A 19340-nucleotide genomic window follows, 5' to 3' on the forward strand; every position below is an offset into this window, starting at 1 on the left:
GCGCTGGTATTCAGGGGGGGTCGTGTTGCCGGGCTTGTTCAATACGCTCGCGCGTGTCGGGGTGGGTGCTGAGGTATTTTAATAATGTGCTGCTACCTTGATCGTCAGTACTGCGCTCGCTCAGTAATGCCGACATCGCATCGGCGAAAGCTGAGGGCGATTTACCCAGCGCTTTTAATTGCTCAACAGCGAACTTATCAGCTTCACGTTCCATATCGCGTGAAAAAGCACTTTGCAACATGACAGAGCCCGAGCCAAGTAATAAGTCGGCAATGCCTTCAGGGTCGCCAAATAAAATACCGAATACCAGTGCAGCCCCCAGCGACTGGGCAATTAACCGCACACTGTGCTGGCCTTCAACATGGCCTATTTCGTGTAACAGCACGGCCAGAATGGCGTCGGGTTTGTCTTTTAATAAGGTTACCAGTTCATCTGTTATAACTACGGTGCCGTCTGGCAGGGCAAAGGCATTAGCGCCAAAAAAGTCCGATTTATATAAATGCAATTTGTAGCTGTTATATTCCAGCGGTAGCTTTTGCAGTGCCATTTGCCAGTGATACTGCACCGCAGCTTGTTGTGCCGGAGTTAGCTCTGTTGGCTGCAGCGCAGTTTGTTGCAAGGTATAAAATGTTTGCTGCCCCATTTGCTGTTTAACGCTGTCGGGCACCAGCGGCACCGCAGCACTTGCCAGCATGGGCATTAAATCAACGATAATCCACCACAGTAACAAGGGCGACAGAACAACTGCCGCCAGAATAGACAGCTTGTGGCTTTCCAGCCTGGCAGCTGTTTTCGCCGTGCCGGATAACTGTGGCCAGCGAAAACGCGGATTGTCTGGTACAAAGATGGCGCCATCACGCAGTTGTAGCTCAACAGCCAGCCCCGGTATTACACTGCCAAAACGGTAGTCGGCCGGTGTGGCTTCGGTAAGTGCGGTATCATTGTCACTATTGCGAATAATAAGCTGGCCGTTATCTGCGAAAGTGGCAACAGCACGGTATAAGGTGCTGCTGCCGGCATGCTGAAACTGGCCATTAACGGCAGGTGAGGCTGACATCAGGCTAACGACACATCTATGTCAAACAAGCCTGCGGCTTCTTCACCAAATGCACTGCTGCTTTGCTGTACCTGATCAACCAGCGAGTCGGCCTGCGGATATACTGCTATTGTCGTTACGGAAGCCAGATAAGCGGCTTTACGGATTTTTGCCCACGGATACGCCAGGCCCAGGCTGAAAATAATTGCCAGCAGGTTTGTTACTGTTAACCATAAATAGGGCATTACCTGCATTTCAGATTTAAATTTAGCAATGCCGGGCAGTTCGGTGCGCTCGAAGATATGGTTGCGGATCATGCTGTGGTAAATCGCGGCGCTTAAAGCAAAAGCAAAAAAATACATAACAAATACTGCTGCGGTAATAAGCACTGTAGCAACGCCAACGTTTGCGGCGCCGGTAGCGGCCATAACGCCAACTAATACTGCACCGATAATTATCATCACCGTAATAACGCCCATAACGGCAGCCATAGCGACTAAAACAGCGATATAGTATGAGCTGGTGTCGGTATTTATTTGCATTTTCTGGCCACCAAAGCTGGTATTACTGCACATATAACGGTCAATTTTTTTCAATACCCAAGGCATGGCCAGGTAGAAAGTGAACAGAGCCAGCACCGGCAACAATACAAAGTATTTAAATGCGCCGGCATAATCACCGTGAAAGGCAAACCGCACGTTACGGTAACTGGTCATACGCATATTAAATTTAAGGCTTTGTACAATTAACCAGGGTGAAGCTGGCAGAAATAAAAGCGCCAGCACAACTGCCAGCAGCGGCGATAAAGATGATGCAATGAAAAACAGTGCAAAGATAATAACCGCGATAATGCGGCCTTTTAGAATTTGTACCGGTGTAGCCAGATAACGGAATGGCTGGTTTTCAATGCGGGTGTGGCCATAAAAATACTGGTTGGTGCGTACTTTAGCCCAGGCACTGTATATACCTAAGGTAACAATGCTCAGTAGCAGATTGACAATCCAGATACCAAAAAACTCACTGGCCTGACCGCTAAATGCAACCTTGCTGATGCGGGCCTGAGCAGGTTGAGGCACGGAGGTATCTAAGGTGTTTTCCATAAAACTGCTTCCTTTGTTATTTGGGTGTTAAAAAGTAGCAATTATACTGGAAGCTGGCCTACTTTTGACAATAAATATTTAGCAGAATAGTCAAAAAGTACAGCTGATTTCCCGGCATGCTAAATCACTTATTGTTTTTTTATGTTACATATTTAATTTAATGCATTATTGTTTTCTTATATATGGTTAACCTTTTCTGTTTGGTTGGATGAGTGTTTTAACTAGCTGTTCTTAAATGAGATTGTCCGGTTTGTTTACATTGTTCCCTGTGCTGGGAAAAGTGTTTTTCATAACTTACTACTTTAGAAAGAGTAAATATTCTGGCGTGGTTTATGCAATTTTATTATTGACCTGCATTGCTGATGCAGAAGTTAAGCAATAGAACTGCGATAGGTGTAGTAAGACAACGTATAAGGATATTAGTTATGAAACGCAAGACGATGTTATCCCTGTTATTGTTAACAGGAAATTTGCCTGTGTCTGCTGCGATGATTGATTTAACCGGTATAGGTTATGTGACCTATGGTGATTTTAACTCGTATTCTATGCCGATAGCGGCATTGCAGACAGGTTGTGCCAATTTTAACAACAGCTGCCCGTTTTACATCCAATCCGGCCCCGGACAGATCCAGGATCTGGTTGTCGTTGCTACAGGTGCCAGCGGTAACCCGGTAAATACTAATTTTTCCGGTATGGACAATGCCTACAGTACACCTAAAGGTGTCAACGGTTCTAACTTTTTCAGCACAGGCACTACGGCCGATCCTAATCAGGTAACAGCGTTTGTTGGTGATAAAGCCAATACCTGGGATAGCTCTTTGCTGGCACTGAAGAACTATCTGGCTGGCGATGCTATGGCATTCTTTTTTAACAATAACAATCTGAACGGTGCCAATCTGCAAAGCCTGGCGGTATGGGCTCAGATGGAAGTTACTGACAACAGTGGTAACCGGGTTGGTATTTTTGATTTTACCAATAATGCTGGTGCTTATAGTCTGGTTTCTGAAGGTGGTGGAGGCACTTTTCTGGGTAACGTTGCTGACTATAGCTCAGTTGGCAGCGGGCCTGTGGTTGGCAATAACTCGGCTACAGATTATGTACTAGCTGGCGGGCCAATCTGCATTAATTACAGCCTGATCCCCGGCATGCCAACGCCGGTAAGCTGTAGCTCACCTCTGGCGGAAGACGGCCCGGTCAACCATAATCTGGGCGCTGATACCGCTGCTTATGCGGTAATTGCGCCAGAATTAAACACGTTGCTGGAAAGCCTTTTTGCGCTGGACGATCAGTTGTTACAAAGCTACACCTTACACATTGATTTTCGAATGGGGTGTGATCCTTTATTCGGTATGCGTACAGATGAGATCTGTAGCGGCGCACTTTCAGGTTATGGCAAAAATATAAACAATGGTTATGAACAATTGTTTATTGGTACTGCCAGCATTAACAGAGAGCCTCCTACTAGCATTCCTGAGCCAGGTATGCTGTTTATGTTTTGTACCGGTTTAGTTGCTTTACGTTGGCGTTTAGCGTCGCGCCAATAGTTTCTGCAAAATAAAAAACACAGCCTGAGCAACTTTCAGGCTGTGTTTTTATAAACATTTAAGGCTGTGCTTCGTAACCGCTGATATCACCTATGCCGGCAGGCAGCAAGCCTTTTAGCATATCTGGCGTATAAGCTCCGGCGTCGCTCCACAGTACCCAGTCGATATCACCAAGATAACCGCTGCCTCCGGCATCGCCAAGTTGCAGGTAGTTATCGGTATTATTGCTGGCAGGGCGCATGGTTACGCCTTCAAGCTGCACCAGCGGCGTGTTGTTGCCTGCCACATACAAGGCAACATTACCGGTAGTAGGCGATGTTAAGGCAATGGTGAAGTGATAAACCCGGAACTGGCTCATATCCAGCGGATCGGGCTCGTTACCTTTACCGGCGGTAACAGAAGAGCCGTTATCGGCATTTTCCAGTTGTACACCCGAGTTATTGCCGTCATTACGAAACACTATTTTTAACCGGCTGCTGGCGCCGGTTGCGGCGGTGTCGCCCAGGGCAACTTCGGTTTCCAGAATGCGGTTACCACCGGCATTACCTTTCATACCCATTAACAGGGTGAAAAACTTCGGATAAACACCATCTGCCGGGGCTACATTGCTCAGCTTGGCGCGGCTGCGATCGGCTGCATTGGCCAGGCTGTCGAATGTTATGGTGCCATCACCGTTGGCGGTAAACAGGTTTGGCTCGGCTACGCCACCACTTTGCTGTGGCTCAAAGCTGCTTTGTGTGCCATCCGGTAAAGTAATGGCGTTAGCAGCAAAGGGCTGCAGGCTGCCATCATAGCTACCCCAATCGACACTCAGCGGGGGTTCTACCGGGTCAATCGGTACTGGCTCCGGCCCCGGATCGACCGGCTCTGCCGGTGGCGGTGGGGCACACAAACCGGGGCTTGGTGGTGTGTCGATAACACCCACACCGGCGTAAGACAGTACAGTAGCTTTAACATTGTGTACCGGGATCAGGTTACCGCTGTAGTCGTATGGTACGTTCAGCTCACCGGTAGATGCTGCATTCTCGCCTGCAATGACACCGTCGTTCGGGCTTTCCTGCCAGGTAATATTTTCAAAGATATTGTCAATCAGTTGCCAGTAGCCAATTTCCTGGCTGTACAGCGACATTACCGGATTTTTCATATCGGCAAAGTGGTTGTGTTCAATACGGATCACTGCGCCCATGCGCGAATTAATACCGCTTTCCAGCGCGCCATCATAAAAGTTGTTGTAGATATGGCCCTTGCCAAAGCGGAACAGTGGCAGGCGCGAATTAACGTTATACCAATGGTTGTGGTGGTAGGTTAGCGTGCGGTCAAAATTGTCGCTGTCAGATGAGCCTACCAGCGAGGTTTTCCAGCTGTTATGAAATTTATTAAACGAGATGGTAATAAACTGGGCATCGCCTTTGGCATCTACCAGGCCGTCATAGTAGTCTTTTACCTGATCTTCAGTGAGTGCCGGGTCGTCTACTGTCAGGCTGTTGTAGATTTCGTTATGGTCAATCCAGATATTGCGTACCGGGCCTTCCATGCTGATGCCATCGCCCGGTGCGCCCATATTGGCGCGCACATGATGAATGCGCAGGTTGCGGATAATAATATTTTCGGCCCGTACAATATTAAAGCCTATACCGGCCATTTCACCCTGAGTACCCAGACCTATAATAGAAATATCCGATACATCTTTAATGTCAATGCGGCTGTCGTTGGTATTTTGCAGCGTAATAGTGCCGTTTACCCAGATAGTAAGCGGGCGGTTTGGATCTTTATTTTTAATGGCACTGATCATTTCTTCGCCGGTACAAACAGTAACTTCTACTTTGTTTTCGCCGCTGCCGCCGGTGGTGCCACCATTTTCTGCGGCATAGCCGTATACCGTGTCCAGATCTGTCAGATTAACTACACCGGTATCCGGTGCCGGCGTTTCAGCACCGGTATCAGGTTCTAGTGTTGTGTCGTCGTTGTCACTGCTGTTGCAGCCCAGCAACAAACTACTGCCAACCAGAATGGCAAGAAGTGTTTTATTAAACATTGTTAGCTACCCTTTGCTTTAGGCGCTTTACTGTCGTACTACTTAACCGAGAATGTAAGACACCCTGTTGATTTTAAATAATTATTTTTATATGCAGCTATTAATTGTTTTTTGTCTATCGGTGGCAAATTTGGGGTGTGCCAAGGTAGTAATAAGATTGCTGCGGGCATAGTTATGGCCGAAAGGGGCAATAAAGCGCAAGCCGTGGCGATAAAATCACCAGGCTTTAGCGCAAAATGTTCGTATTTGAACCAAATATGGCTGATTAGCCGACATTACCGCCGCTAATTAGGCGTGCCGGGTCGAGCAGTTTTTCCAGTTCGCTACGGCTATAGCTGGTATGTTCCAGGGCAACATCCAGTACCGGCCGTTGCTGTTTATAGGCCTGTTTGGCAATTTCTGCCGCTTTGGCATAGCCAATTAACGGGTTAAGCGCGGTAACCAGAATAGGGTTGCGTGCCAGCGCTTTACTGATATTGTCTTCACGCACGGTGAAGCCTTTAATGGCCTGCTCTGCCAGCGCTTTGCAGCCATTGGCTTGCAGCTCAATGCTCTGCAGCAGGTTGTAGGCAATAACCGGCAGCATTACATTCAGTTCAAAATTACCAGACTGGCCAGCTACAGTGATGGTGGTGTCATTGCCTATTACCTGGGCGCTTATCATGGCAACAGCTTCAGGTATTACCGGGTTAACTTTGCCGGGCATAATAGATGAGCCAGGCTGTAGTGCCGGTAATTCTATTTCTGCCAGCCCGGCAAGCGGGCCGGAGTTCATCCAGCGCAAGTCGTTGCATATTTTCATCAGACACACGGCCAGGGTTTTTAATGCACCGGATGTTGCCACGGCAGTATCCTGTGAGCCAATAGCGCTGAAAAAGTTATCCGCAGGGCGAAAGGGCATGCCGGTGTTGCTACTAAGTTGCCGGCAAAATGCTGCTGCAAAGCGTGGATCGGCATTAATACCGCTACCTACTGCTGTGCCACCTTGTGCCAGCGCCTGCAACTGACTTAACTGGTGCTGCAGTTGTTGTTCAGCAAATTGCAGCTGAGCCAGCCAGCCACCCAGTACCTGGGCAAAGCTAACCGGCATGGCATCCATAAGGTGGGTGCGGCCGGTTTTAATCAGGTGACCTACTTCGGCTGATTTTTCTGCCAGGCGCTGCTGTAATAGCTGTATGGCCGGTAATAACTGCTGTTGGAGTGCCAGCGCAGCGCTAACGTGAATAGCGCAGGGTATGGTGTCGTTACTGCTTTGGCCCAGATTAACGTGATCGTTCGGGCTTACAGTAGCGTTCAGGTTTTGGCTGGCCAGTGTCGCCAGCACTTCGTTTACATTCATATTACTGCTGGTACCGGAACCGGTTTGAAAGACATCCAGCGGGTAATGCCGCATATCGGTTGCTGCCAGCTGAGTATCTGCAGCCTGTATAATTGCCTGGCTGATGCTGTCATCCAGTAAGCCAAGCTGTTGGTTGGCAGCTGCTGCGGCTTTTTTAATTTGCAACAGCGCCTGAATAAACTGCTGTGGCAGCGTTAAACCACTTAAACTGAAGTTTTGCACGGCGCGCTGGGTTTGTGCCTGATATAGCGCGGATGCGGGTACCTGTAATTCGCCCATGCTGTCACGTTCGGTGCGGGTTGTCATAAAGCCTCCTCTGGGTTGGCTGCTGTTAACCTGGTTAGTTGTATCCTGTTTACCGTGTTGGCGCCAGTTAGCAAAGCAAATAGCCGCTGTTGCATATTGCGATAAATATCAGTTTTTGTGCGGTAAAGCTAACTGCCGGTTACTGCTAAACAGGCCGGTTTAAATAGACTTTTCTGGTAGATAACGGTATAAATACTGCCGTTATACCCGACAAACTGATTTTTTATCCCGCCCATGTTGCAAAGGCAATCTGTCTTCTATACTTAGTTAACTGCCTTAAATATCAACAACTTAATCTATAAGATTAATGGCAGAGGCTGGATGTATCGGTTAAGCTTATTCTAATAAGGACGTGCGACAGTTATGACACTCATGTGGATTTTACTTCTGCCGCTGCTGGGAACTCTGGTTCCGCTGCTGGCTGCTAAATGGAACCGCAGTGCCTGCGCACTGGCTACCGCTCTGCCGCCTGCTATTGCACTGATGCTGGTGCTATTACATACCGGGCAAGTATTAAGCGGTGAAACTGTACGTTTTTTCCTGTCGTGGATCCCACTACTTGGCCTGGACATCTCCATACGGCTTGATGGCCTGGCGTACTTATTCAGCCTGCTGATCTTAGGCATTGGCTTGCTGATTATTCTGTATGCGCGCTATTACTTATCTGAGCGCGATTCGATGCCGCGTTTTTATGCCTATTTAATGCTGTTTATGACAGCTATGCTGGGCATAGTATTGTCGGGCAATTTACTACAGCTGTGGATGTTCTGGGAGCTTACCAGTATCAGCTCTTTCCTGTTAATCAGCTTCTGGTGGCATAAAGCTGAAGCACGCCGTGGTGCCCGTATGGCGTTAACTGTAACCGGGGCCGGGGGTTTAGCCCTGTTAGCGGCATTTTTATTAATAGGGCAGGTGGTAGGCAGTTATGATTTAGATGTAGTGCTGGCCAGCACTGATGTGATCCAACAACACAGCTGGTATCCGGTATTGTTAGTGCTGTTTTTGCTGGGCTGCTTTACCAAATCGGCACAGTTCCCGTTTCATTTTTGGTTGCCCAATGCGATGGCAGCACCCACACCGGTAAGTGCTTACTTACATTCTGCCACTATGGTGAAAGCCGGTATTTTCCTGCTGGCGCGCTTTTATCCGGCGCTGTCTGGCACCGAGTTATGGTTTATTCTGGTTAGTTTAACCGGCCTGGCGACCTTGCTGATAGGTGCTTATCTGGCGTTGTTTAAGCATGACTTAAAAGGCTTACTGGCGTATTCCACTATCAGCCATCTGGGTTTAATTACCTTGCTGTTTGGTATGGGTACCGATTTAGCGGCAGTAGCCGGGGTGTTTCATATTATTAACCATGCTACGTTTAAAGCATCGTTGTTTATGGCGGCTGGTATTATTGACCATGAGTCCGGCTCGCGGGATATGCGCAAGCTAAACGGTTTATGGCAATTTATGCCAATAACCGCCACGCTGGCGATGGTTGCAGCAGCAGCAATGGCCGGGGTGCCGTTATTAAACGGGTTCCTGTCAAAAGAAATGTTTTTCGCCGAAACACTGCATCAGCACCTGCTGGGGTCGTTGTCGTGGGTTATTCCGGTATTAGCAACGGTAGCGGCCATTTTCTCTGTTGCTTATTCAATGCGCTTTATCCATGACGTGTTTTTTAACGGCCAGCCAAAGGGCTTAACCAAAACTCCGCACGAGCCACCGCGTTATATGCGTGTACCGGTAGAGGTATTAGTAGCGCTGTGTATTCTGGTGGGTATTTTCCCGGCTTATTTAATTGGTGATCTGCTGCATGCGGCCTCAGCATCGGTGCTCGGTGGTGTGGTGCCGGAGTACAGCCTGGCTATCTGGCATGGCTTTAACCTGCCACTGATGATGAGCATATTGGCGCTGGCGGGCGGTACACTGATTTATGTTAACCGCAAACACCTGTTTGATTTTCAGAATACCTTGCCTGATGTAGACGCACTGAATAGTTTTGAAGGGGGGGTGAAGTCGCTGATTGCCCGCTGTGATCAATTTTATCAGTGGCTCGACAATGGTTCGTTGCAACGCTATATGATGCTGGCGCTGCTAACTTTTGTTGTGCTGGCAGGTGCGCCATTACTGGAACTGGATACCTTGTGGGGAGGGCGTGACGAGTTACCGATTGATGCGGTAAACGCTACCGGGGCTGCAATGTTGCTTATTGCCGCTTTTGCTACTGTAGTGTGGCACCGTAAACGGGTTGTGGCACTGCTGATGATCTCGGTAGTTGGCCTGATGGTATCAATAGCCTTTACCCGCTTTTCTGCGCCGGATCTGGCTTTAACCCAACTTTCGGTAGAAGTGGTAACCGTTATTCTGTTGATGCTGGCGTTGTTCTTTTTGCCGCATAAAACACCCAAACAATCAGAGGCGCCAAGGGTGGTACGTGATGTCAGTATTGCCAGTATGGTAGGTGTGCTGGTTGGCAGTTTAAGTTATGCACTGATGACCCGGCCGCTCAGCAGTATTTCTGAATATTTTCTGGCCAATGCCAAAACCGGTGGCGGTGGCACTAACGTGGTTAACGTTATTCTGGTTGATTTCCGCGGGTTTGATACCATGGGCGAAATTGCGGTATTGGGGATTGCCTCTTTAGGTATTTTCAAGCTGCTTACCCGCATTCCGATATTTAAACCCAGCAGTGACGGTGAAGGCCGGCCCTGGGCAACAGAGCGCCATTCTGTGCTGTTGTCTACCGTAGCACAAAGCTTGTTGCCTCTGGCTATCATGGTATCGGTGTATATTTTCTTCCGCGGCCACAATTTACCCGGCGGTGGTTTTATTGCCGGCTTAATTACTGCTGTGGCAATTATTCTGCAGTACATTGCACAGGGGGTTGACTGGGTTAAAGCGCGGATGGACGTAGAATATCAGCGTGTGGTGGCCGTAGGCTTGCTGATTGCGTTGTTTACCGGTGTGGCCAGTTGGGCATTTGGCAAACCTTTCCTGACCTCCTGGTTTGACTATTTTGATATTCCGTTACTGGGTGAAATTGAACTGGCCAGCGCGATTGCGTTTGACCTGGGTGTTTATATTACGGTTGTCGGCTCGACCCTGCTGATCCTGGCAAGTTTGGGTAAAATGACCACCAGTCACCGGCCTGTACATAAGGATACAATTTAATGGAAACCTTGTTTGCTTGCTGTATCGGTTTTCTTACCGCTTGTGGCGTTTTTCTGATGTTACGCGGCCGCACTTTCCCGGTGGTACTGGGGCTGACGATGCTGTCTTATGCGGTTAATTTGTTTCTTTTTTCTTCCGGCCGCTTAACGCTGCGTGGTGCTGCTGTGCTTGGTACTACTGAGCAATACGCTGATCCCTTGCCGCAGGCGTTGGTGCTTACTGCTATTGTTATCGGCTTTGCGATGACTGCATTTCTGGTGATTTTGGCCATTCGGGCGCGGGCAGATCTAGGTAATGATCATGTAGATGGCAAGTTGCCGGAGTCTGAGCTGTCGAAGAAGGAGAGTCGCTGATGTGGCATCTGATTACTGCGCCTGTTTTACTGCCATTTTTAACGGCACTATTGATCATGCTGCCGCCAGTGCATTATTCGCCAATGCGCCGGCGCTGGTTAAGCATGATCTCCAGCGCCATTCAACTGGTGCTGGTGGTGATATTATTATTGCAGGTACAGCAGCAGGGCTTAATACATTATGCCGTAGGTAACTGGCAGGCACCGTTTGGCATTATTCTGGTTGCCGATACTTTGTCTGTTGTTATGGTTTGTCTGACGTCTTTTCTGGCACTAGGGGCCATTTGCTACGGTAGCGCCGGAGAAGATGAGAAAGGCTCTTTCTTTCATCCGTTATTTCAGTTCCTGCTGATGGGTATTAATGGCGCCTTTTTGACCGGCGACTTATTTAACCTGTTTGTATTTTTTGAAGTATTACTGATAGCGTCTTATGGACTGCTGATCCATGCCGGTGGCAAAAATAAAACCAAAGCAGCAGTACATTACGTGGTACTGAACTTAACCGGTTCGGCTATTTTTCTGTTTTCACTGGCGGTACTTTACGGCACGCTGGGTACACTGAATATTACTGATATGGCAGTGAAGGTGGCGGCACTACCGGCAGAAGATCTGATGCTGGTGAAAGCGGGTGGCCTAATGCTGATGATAGTGTTTGCCTTAAAAGCCGCAGTGTTACCGCTACAGTTCTGGCTGCCAGCGACTTATTCCTCGGCATCCGCACCGGTTGCCGCACTGTTCGCTGTGATGACTAAAATAGGCGTTTATGCGCTGCTACGTGTGTATAGCACCATCTTTGGCGAGAATGCAGGGCCGCTTGCAGGTATGGCCAGTGACTGGTTGTTACCTGCAGGCCTGGCTACGATAGCTTTAGGCGCAGTGGGCGCACTGGCAAGCCCCGATTTTCGCAAACTGGTGGCTAATCTGGTGCTGGTATCTGTGGGTACTCTGGTTAGCCTGGTAGCATTGCAAACTGAGCTGTCTGCTGCTGCCGCGCTTTACTATACCGTGCATTCCACACTGGTAACCGCAGCACTGTTTTTGGTAGCTGATTTAATTGCCAATCAACGTGGTAAAGCAGGTGATCGTTTGGTATCGGGCCGGCGGGTGAGCCAGCCAATTTTGCTTGGCTTTATCTTTATGGTCGGCGCATTAACAGTCGCGGGGTTACCGCCGTTTTCGGGCTTTGTTGGCAAGCTGATGATTTTACAATCTGCTGTTGAGCCGGTAAGCCGGATATTACTATGGAGCCTCATTCTGCTAAGTAGCCTGATGGTTATAGTGGCACTGTCGCGTGCTGGCAGTACGTTATTCTGGCGGGTTAGTGGCACTGAGTCTGGCGGTGGAAAAGCGCCGCCATTGCAGGTTTTTGCTGTTATCTGGCTGTTGCTGGCCAGCCCTTTACTGACGGTGTTTGCCGGGCCGTTAACGACGCTGTCACAGCAAGCCGCGGCGCAATTATATGATACGACTACCAGCAGAAATAGCATTCTTGGTCAGTACCCGGTACAGGAGAGCAAACCATGAGATTTGAGCCTAAATTTCGTTGGCTACCGACGCCTTACCGCAGTGTTTTACTATTTATTGTCTGGTTGTTGCTAAGTCAGAGCATAGAGCCGGTGCACTTGTTTTTTGCATTGATACTGGCGGTGGTTATTCCACTTTTAACTCTCAGGTTTCGTGATCCGCAGCCATTAATAGAGCGCCCTTTGCTGGGGCTGCGCTATATACTGCGGGTATTGGCTGATATTGTCACAGCAAATGCGCAGGTGGCATTGCTTATTCTGGGGCCTAAAGCGCGGTTAAAACCGGCTTTTGTTACCGTGCCGCTGGATTTACAGCACGAGCTGCCTATTACTATTCTGGCAAGCACTGTGTCGATGACACCAGGTACTGTCAGCGCAGAAATTTATCCGAGCAAAGACAGCTTACAACCCGGAGAGCCGATGCCGCAGCGCTGCTTATTAATTCACGTGTTAAACCTGTCTGGTACCGAAGCAGAGCTGATTAATGACATTAAACAACGCTACGAAGCGCCTTTAAAGGAGATTTTCCAATGCTAGATAATGTCATTATGCTGGTGTTTGCCATGATCAGTATCGCCTTGTTGCTAAACCTGTATCGCCTGTTGCGTGGACCCAGTATTCCGGATCGTATTCTGGCACTGGATACTATGTACATTAACAGCATCGCACTGATCATTCTGTATGGCTTACTGATGGAGTCGCCGTTGTATTTTGAAGCGGCGCTGCTGATAGCGATGTTGGGCTTTGTCAGTACAGTGGCGGTGTGTAAATTCCTGCTGCGCGGCGATATTATAGAATAGGAGAGCGTGATGGAACACTGGATTGAGTGGGTAGTAGCATTTTTCCTGTTACTGGGTGGCAGCTTTGTACTGATAGGGTCTATCGGCCTGACTAGGATGCCGGATTTTTTCATGCGTTTACACGGGCCAACCAAAGCTACTACGCTTGGTATGGGGGGTATATTGCTGGGCTCAATATTCTTTTTTTATACCCATGGTGAAACCAGTGTGCATGAACTGCTGATCACTATATTTTTACTGATCACGGCGCCTATCAGTGCACATATGCTGATAAAAACAGCCCTACACTATAAGTTAAAGACCATTGATAAAACGACAGGGAAAGAAAATATACATGCGGCACAGCAAAAACAACACGATAGAAAACCGCTGCCTTAACGGCTTAGTTTTCGTCGAAACCGTTTTTGATCAAATTAACCACAGCGTCCAGCGCCTGCTGGGCATCGGTGCCTTCGGTAGATACCTGCAGCGTTTTACCTTTACTGCTGGCCAGCATCAGTAATGCCAGTACACTGCTGGCATCGGCTGTTTTATCTTCCTGTACCAGCTCTATACGGGCATCAAACTGCTGGCACAATTGCGCCAGTTTGCTGGCAGCTCTGGCATGTAAGCCCAACTGATTAACTATAGTAACCGATTCACTGCATTTGCTCATAATTAGCCCTTAGCTGCATGTCTGAACAACTCACGGTGCCTTACCTGAACATCATCGCGCAGGCTGCGATAGCTCTCTGTCAGGCTTTCTGCAATATACACTGAACGGTGTTGCCCGCCGGTACAGCCAATAGCAATAGTTAAGTAGCTGCGGTTATTGCGTTCAAGGTGCGGCAGCCAGGTACTGATAAAACTGTTAATTTGCCAGATGTACTTCACTACCACCGATTGTGCCGCCAGATAGTCTTTTACCGGTTGATCCAGCCCGGTTAAAGGTTTCAGATCTGGTTCCCAATGTGGGTTGGGTAAAAAGCGTGCATCAAAAACAAAATCGGCATCTTTGGGTATGCCGTACTTAAAGCCGAATGATTCAAACAGGATCACCAGACGGCCGGTTTTCTGGCCTAGAATGCGTTCACGCAGTTGCTCTGCTAACTGGTGCACGTTCAGCTCAGTGGTATCAATGTACAGGTCAGCACGGCTGGATATAGGGTCCAGCAGTTGCTGCTCTTCAGAAATGGCTTCATCAAGTGACATGGCCTGATGTGACAACGGGTGTAAACGGCGGGTTTCGCTGAAGCGTTTTATCAGGCTGGCGTGATCGGCATCCAGATACAGAATGGTCAGTTCGAGTTTTCTGGGCAGATAAGACAGAATTTCGGTTAATTCGTCCGGATCTTTGGGTAAATTACGCACATCAATACTAACAGCAACACGTTCGTACTGACCTATTACGGTAGTAGCCAGCGTCGGCAGTAAATTTACCGGGATATTATCAACACAGTAGTAGCCAAGATCTTCCATTACACGCAGGGCTACAGATTTACCCGAACCGGAACGGCCGCTGACTACCAGTAGCTTCATTTTAACGTTTCTGCCTCACTGTACTGCACCAGCAACTGATATAGCTCCTGGTTGGTTTGTGCATGACGGATTTTTTTAGTCAGCTCTTTCTGGCTGAGTAACTTTGCAATACCGGCCAGAGTGCTCAGGTGCGCCTGACACTGTGCCTCGGGGATCAGAATGGCGCAAAAAATATCGACTGGCTGGTTATCAATAGCGTCAAACGGAATGGCTTCTTTGCTGACCACAAATACCAGCAAAGGTGAAGTAACACATTTTAATTTGCCATGCGGAATAGCAATACCGCCGCCAATACCGGTAGAACCGAGTTTCTCACGTGTTAGCAAGGCTTCAAGAATGCCGTACTCGGTCATCTCTGGTAATTGCTGATGGGCCAGTTCTGCAATGTATTCGAGGATGCGTTTTTTGCTATTAAAAAGAACTGCACTTTTAGTGCAGTTCTCGGCCAGCATAGAGGTTAAATTCATCATAATTTATTTAGTGCCGGGCTATTTTCTCTTTGTGTTTAATGACCTGACGATCCAGCTTGTCTATTAACTGGTCAATTGCTGCGTACATATTCTCGTCTTCAGACACCGCAAATACCTCGCCACCATTCAAATGCAGCTTAGCTTCTGCAATCTGCTTTAATTTTTCCACGTTTAGGATCACATGTACATTATTTATATGATCAAAATGGCGTTCCAGTTTAGCAAATTTGGTGTCAACGTATTCTTTTAATGCCGTTGTAATTTCAACATGACGACCAGTTAGATTGATTTGCATAGACATATTCCTTCTTTTAGGCTGACTTACATCAAGGTCTTGCGTTGATTTGACGGCGGAATAAACAAAGATTCACGATACTTGGCAATAGTACGCCGCGCTACGTTTATGCCTTGCTCAAGCAGAATATCAGCCATTTTACTGTCACTAAGCGGTTTGGCCGGATTCTCCGCCGCCACTAATTTCTTTATAAAGGCGCGGATAGCAGTGGATGAACATTCGCCACCACTCTCTGTACTAACATGACTTGAGAAGAAGAACTTAAGTTCAAAAATACCTCGCGGTGTATGCATGTACTTCTGCGTAGTAACACGTGAAATAGTGGATTCATGCATGCCTACCATCTCTGCTACGTCGTTCAGTACCATAGGTTTCATGGCTTCTTCACCATGCTCAAAAAAGGCTTGCTGTTGCTGCACTATACAGTTGGCCACTTTCAGCAGTGTTTCGTTACGGCTTTCCAGACTTTTTAAAAACCACTTGGCTTCTTGCAGATGTGAGCGGATAAACTGCGTATCGGCACTGCTTTTAGCGGTTCTGGACATTGCTGCGTATTGCTGATTAATACGTACTTTGGGCATGGCGTCCGGGTTAAGTTCTACCTGCCAGCGGCCCTTCACTTTTATTACGCTGACATCGGGTATGACATATTGCTGTTCTTCCCGGATAACATCAGCACCTGGCCTTGGGTTAAGGCTGTGAATTAGCTGCATGACTTCTTTTAACTCGTCTTCTTTGAGTTTAGTCACACGCATCAAAGAACGAAAGTCACGGTTGGCTAAAAATTCAGTATGATCACGGATCAGTTTTTGTGCATCGGCAAGATAAGGTGTAGCAGGATTGAACTGGCGCAACTGTACCAGCAGGCATTCCTGCACTGAACGGGCGGCTACGCCCACCGGGTCAAACAGTTGAATACGTTTTATGACGGCTTCAACTTCATCAGCTTCAATATCGTCCATGCCCAGCGATTCAAGGATCTCATCGCTACTGATGGTTAGCAAACCATTGGGGTCAATGGCTTCAATAATAATTTCGGCAATAACGCGGTCGGTATCGGAAAAAGGCGTTAGCTGCATTTGCCAGCGCAGGTAGTCTTGCAGGGTTTCAGAGGTTTCGCCCTGATAAACGTAGTCTTCGTCGGCACCGTTACCTGCACTGACCGGCGCAGCGCTGACTAAATCATCCCAATTATTGTCCAGTGGCAAATCTTCCTGAATGTTTTGTTCAGTCATGGCCTCACTGGTATCGGGCTCTGAGGGTTCATAGTTGTCGTCAGTTGTCTGGGTTTCAGCAGTGTCTGCATAATCATTCCGTTCAGCCTGTGGCGCCGTTTCTGCGAAGCTGTCAAAATCATCTTCAGCTTCAAGTAAAGGGTTGGCGTCCAGAGCTTCCTGAATTTCCTGTTGCAACTCAATTGTCGATAGCTGTAGCAGGCGTATAGCCTGCTGCAACTGCGGCGTCATGGTTAGCTGCTGTCCTAAGCGAAGTTGCAAAGAGGGCTTCATGTACTTCTACCGTTCTCCTGAATGATACGCTGTTATTATTTTTGCTAACTATAGCCTGAATTGCTCACCCAGGTATACATCGCGCACCTTCTGATCTGCCAGAACCTGCTGCGGTGGCCCGGAGGCTATCAGCTCACCGTGGCTGACAATATAAGCAATTTCACACACATCAAGCGTTTCACGCACATTGTGGTCAGTAATTAATACGCCGATACCACGCTGACCTAAATGCTGAATAATTTTTTTAATATCAAGCACTGAAATAGGGTCAACACCGGCAAAAGGTTCATCCAGCAAAATAAACGCCGGATTAGCCGCCAGTGCTCTGGCAATTTCTACCCTGCGCCGCTCACCGCCGGATAAACTCATACCCAGGCTATGTTTTATATGGCCGATATGAAACTCTTCCAGTAAGTCATCTGCGATTTCTTCGCGTTTGCTGCGGCTGAGATCTTTCCGGGTTTGCAAAATAGCCAGCAGGTTATCGTGTACCGTTAGCTTGCGAAAAATAGAACTTTCCTGTGGCAAATAACCGATACCCTGGCGTGCGCGGGTATGTATAGGGTCAAAGGTGATGTCTTTATCACCCAGAACAATATGGCCCTTATCTGAGGGGACCAGGCCGACAATCATATAAAAAGTGGTGGTTTTGCCTGCACCATTTGGCCCCAGCAAGCCTACAATCTGCCCCGCATTAACTTCAAGGCTGACATCTTTAACCACCTGCCGGCCTTTGTAACTTTTGGCCAGATGCGACGCAACTAACTTCATGGGTTATTTTTTTCCTCTGGCGTGAAAATGGTTGTCACGCGCTTTGATTCGTTGCTCTCGGCACTCAGTTCCTGCTTTTCTACGTTATAACGAATGGTAGATGCTTTTACCACACTGCCACTTTGCGCCAGTTCTGCTTCGCCGCTGAATGTCAGAGTGCGGTTTGATGGCTCATAACGCATTTCTTTGGCCTGAGCAGTAACTTGCTGGCCGTCTGCCAGTAACTGAGAGTACGTAACAGGGTTGCCGGTGGCGATATACACTTCATTACCTTTGCCGGCAGTGGCGTTAATTTCCAGTTGATCGGCTTTTAGCTGCAGTGAGCCCTGAGTAACGACAACGTTGTTACGATAAGTAAGCACATTTTCTTTAACTGAAGATAAATTATCAGCATCTATCTGAATTTGCTGGGTGTAGTCGGGTTGATTTGCCTGTACAGATAAGCTGCACAGTAGCAGGGCTACAGCCGGAAGTATGTTAATCTTCATTACGATATACCGTTTTCTGATGTTGGACTAATTGCAGTGTTCTTTCTGTTAAATCTGCCTGCAAACCAATACCTTCAATGTAAAACCCTTTCCCATGAATGTAGACTGGCTGGTTATTTTGCAACCTGTTATCAGGAAATAACATCTCCAGTGTATCTGTTTCTATGCGCTCAACCAGCTCATTTTGCAGTAAACTTTCAATAACGACTTGTTGCTCAAGAATTATTTTGTCCTGTGGGAACCAGATAGCGTATTTACTGCTGGCTTTCCAACTGGGATGAAACTCTTCATTAAATAACGTATACACCGGTTGCTCGAACTGGGTAAAACCCAGCAATTCAAAGTGTTCCAGCCGTACTGCCGTGACAGAATCAGCGCGGTAACCATTTTCGTTGTACAAGGTTCGGGTAATGTTTTCTGCCACATAGTCGGGTAATAATTCCTGATCCGTTTGCAGTGCATCCAGATTGTCTTCAGGTTCAAACCACAAATAAGCTGCGGTGCCTGCTAATATAAGTACCAGTAAAACAAGCAACTTTCTCATGAACTGCTACCGTCAAAAAGGCCAAAGTGCTGCTGGCTAATCAATATTAAATCACAAAGCTCACGCACTGCACCAAAGCCGCCGGCCATAGTGGTAATATAATGGGCATGCTGGCGCAGGTATGGGTGTGCATCTTTAACTGCCACAGATAAACCGCAGTGCTGCATGACGGCCCAGTCAGGCAGGTCGTCACCTATATAGGCAATCTGTTCCGGCGTTAGTTGCAGTTGCTGGCGCAGATCTGCAAATGCCGCCAGTTTATTTTCCTGTCCCTGGTAAATATAAGGTACCGTTAGTGATGTCATGCGCTGCTGCACTATGGCTGAGTTGCGGCCGGTAATCACTGCTACCTCTATTCCGGCCTGGCGTAGTGCTTTAACGCCGTAGCCGTCGCGGGTATGAAAGGCTTTTAATTCTTCGCCTTGGTTACCCAAATAAATACGGCCATCAGAGAATACGCCATCAACATCACAGATCAGCAGCTTTATGGCTCTGGCTTTATGGGTAATACTGTCAGATACCGGCTGATACAGTGTATTAAACAACGACATT

Annotated in this window: 20 protein-coding genes; 7 read left to right on the top strand and 13 right to left on the bottom strand. The window is 47.9% G+C overall.

Annotated elements, in window-relative coordinates:
* Window positions 1-10 precede the first annotated feature (10 nt).
* Window positions 11-1057: a M48 family metallopeptidase gene (locus M2404_RS04710; RefSeq protein ID WP_259238575.1), complete on the bottom strand. Its 1047-nt coding sequence runs from the start codon at window positions 1055-1057 to the stop codon at window positions 11-13.
* Window positions 1057-2136, bottom strand: coding sequence for a YjgN family protein (locus M2404_RS04715; RefSeq protein WP_259238576.1), 1080 nt, complete (start codon window positions 2134-2136; stop codon window positions 1057-1059). Before M2404_RS04715 ends, M2404_RS04710 begins: the two co-directional genes overlap by 1 nt.
* A gap of 425 nt (window positions 2137-2561) precedes the next feature.
* Here M2404_RS04715 and M2404_RS04720 point away from each other — a divergent pair, with 425 nt between their 5' ends.
* Window positions 2562-3680 carry a hypothetical protein gene (locus tag M2404_RS04720; protein WP_259238577.1) on the top strand — a complete coding sequence of 373 codons (1119 nt, stop codon included), beginning with the start codon at window positions 2562-2564 and terminating at the stop codon, window positions 3678-3680.
* A 58-nt stretch (window positions 3681-3738) separates the two neighbouring features.
* On the opposite strand, the gene M2404_RS04725 is transcribed toward M2404_RS04720, so the two are convergent.
* Window positions 3739-5715 (bottom strand): pectate lyase family protein, encoded by a 1977-nt coding sequence (locus tag M2404_RS04725; RefSeq protein WP_259238578.1) that lies wholly within the window; start codon window positions 5713-5715, stop codon window positions 3739-3741.
* Between the two features lie 265 nt (window positions 5716-5980).
* Window positions 5981-7360, bottom strand: coding sequence for a class II fumarate hydratase (locus M2404_RS04730; RefSeq protein ID WP_259238579.1), 1380 nt, complete (start codon window positions 7358-7360; stop codon window positions 5981-5983).
* Window positions 7361-7723: 363 nt separating this feature from the next.
* Between M2404_RS04730 and M2404_RS04735 the strand changes: the two genes are divergently transcribed.
* Genes M2404_RS04735 through M2404_RS04760 form a run of 6 tightly spaced genes read left to right on the top strand, consistent with a single transcriptional unit; the run spans window position 7724 to window position 13572 of the window.
* Entirely contained in the window at window positions 7724-10519 is a 2796-nt protein-coding gene (locus M2404_RS04735; protein WP_259238580.1) for a monovalent cation/H+ antiporter subunit A, read from the top strand.
* Complete coding sequence (locus tag M2404_RS04740; RefSeq protein WP_215398237.1) at window positions 10519-10872, top strand: Na+/H+ antiporter subunit C; 354 nt, start codon at window positions 10519-10521, stop codon at window positions 10870-10872. The genes M2404_RS04735 and M2404_RS04740 overlap by 1 nt, the downstream gene beginning before the upstream one ends.
* On the top strand, window positions 10872-12395 hold the full coding sequence (locus tag M2404_RS04745) for a monovalent cation/H+ antiporter subunit D (protein WP_259238581.1): 1524 nt from the start codon (window positions 10872-10874) through the stop codon (window positions 12393-12395). Before M2404_RS04740 ends, M2404_RS04745 begins: the two co-directional genes overlap by 1 nt.
* Window positions 12392-12931: a Na+/H+ antiporter subunit E gene (locus M2404_RS04750; RefSeq protein WP_259238582.1), complete on the top strand. Its 540-nt coding sequence runs from the start codon at window positions 12392-12394 to the stop codon at window positions 12929-12931. The genes M2404_RS04745 and M2404_RS04750 overlap by 4 nt, the downstream gene beginning before the upstream one ends.
* Window positions 12925-13194 carry a K+/H+ antiporter subunit F gene (locus tag M2404_RS04755; RefSeq protein WP_068233961.1) on the top strand — a complete coding sequence of 90 codons (270 nt, stop codon included), beginning with the start codon at window positions 12925-12927 and terminating at the stop codon, window positions 13192-13194. The genes M2404_RS04750 and M2404_RS04755 overlap by 7 nt, the downstream gene beginning before the upstream one ends.
* Window positions 13195-13203: 9 nt before the next feature.
* On the top strand, window positions 13204-13572 hold the full coding sequence (locus M2404_RS04760) for a Na+/H+ antiporter subunit G (protein ID WP_259238583.1): 369 nt from the start codon (window positions 13204-13206) through the stop codon (window positions 13570-13572).
* Window positions 13573-13576: 4 nt separating this feature from the next.
* Here M2404_RS04760 and M2404_RS04765 read toward each other — a convergent pair whose 3' ends face one another.
* From M2404_RS04765 to kdsC, 9 genes are read right to left on the bottom strand one after another with little or no spacing between them, the layout of a single operon-like run.
* On the bottom strand, window positions 13577-13849 hold the full coding sequence (locus M2404_RS04765) for an HPr family phosphocarrier protein (protein ID WP_259238584.1): 273 nt from the start codon (window positions 13847-13849) through the stop codon (window positions 13577-13579).
* A 2-nt stretch (window positions 13850-13851) separates the two neighbouring features.
* Entirely contained in the window at window positions 13852-14712 is an 861-nt protein-coding gene (rapZ, locus tag M2404_RS04770) for an RNase adapter RapZ (protein WP_068233953.1), read from the bottom strand.
* Window positions 14709-15182 carry a PTS IIA-like nitrogen regulatory protein PtsN gene (gene ptsN, locus M2404_RS04775; RefSeq protein ID WP_259238585.1) on the bottom strand — a complete coding sequence of 158 codons (474 nt, stop codon included), beginning with the start codon at window positions 15180-15182 and terminating at the stop codon, window positions 14709-14711. The genes rapZ and ptsN overlap by 4 nt, the downstream gene beginning before the upstream one ends.
* 7 nt (window positions 15183-15189) lie before the next feature.
* Window positions 15190-15477 carry a ribosome hibernation promoting factor gene (hpf, locus tag M2404_RS04780; RefSeq protein WP_092796140.1) on the bottom strand — a complete coding sequence of 96 codons (288 nt, stop codon included), beginning with the start codon at window positions 15475-15477 and terminating at the stop codon, window positions 15190-15192.
* Window positions 15478-15503: 26 nt separating this feature from the next.
* Window positions 15504-16985: an RNA polymerase factor sigma-54 gene (locus tag M2404_RS04785; protein WP_259238586.1), complete on the bottom strand. Its 1482-nt coding sequence runs from the start codon at window positions 16983-16985 to the stop codon at window positions 15504-15506.
* Window positions 16986-17033: 48 nt separating this feature from the next.
* Window positions 17034-17756 (bottom strand): LPS export ABC transporter ATP-binding protein, encoded by a 723-nt coding sequence (lptB, locus tag M2404_RS04790; protein ID WP_215398230.1) that lies wholly within the window; start codon window positions 17754-17756, stop codon window positions 17034-17036.
* Entirely contained in the window at window positions 17753-18244 is a 492-nt protein-coding gene (gene lptA, locus M2404_RS04795) for a lipopolysaccharide transport periplasmic protein LptA (RefSeq protein ID WP_259238587.1), read from the bottom strand. The genes lptB and lptA overlap by 4 nt, the downstream gene beginning before the upstream one ends.
* Entirely contained in the window at window positions 18234-18788 is a 555-nt protein-coding gene (gene lptC / locus M2404_RS04800; protein WP_259238588.1) for an LPS export ABC transporter periplasmic protein LptC, read from the bottom strand. The genes lptA and lptC overlap by 11 nt, the downstream gene beginning before the upstream one ends.
* Window positions 18785-19339 carry a 3-deoxy-manno-octulosonate-8-phosphatase KdsC gene (kdsC, locus tag M2404_RS04805; RefSeq protein ID WP_259238589.1) on the bottom strand — a complete coding sequence of 185 codons (555 nt, stop codon included), beginning with the start codon at window positions 19337-19339 and terminating at the stop codon, window positions 18785-18787. Before kdsC ends, lptC begins: the two co-directional genes overlap by 4 nt.
* Window position 19340 lies beyond the last annotated feature (1 nt).

It is taken from the genome of Rheinheimera pacifica (genome assembly GCF_024809855.1).
GTDB classification, from domain to species: domain Bacteria; phylum Pseudomonadota; class Gammaproteobacteria; order Enterobacterales; family Alteromonadaceae; genus Alishewanella; species Alishewanella pacifica_A.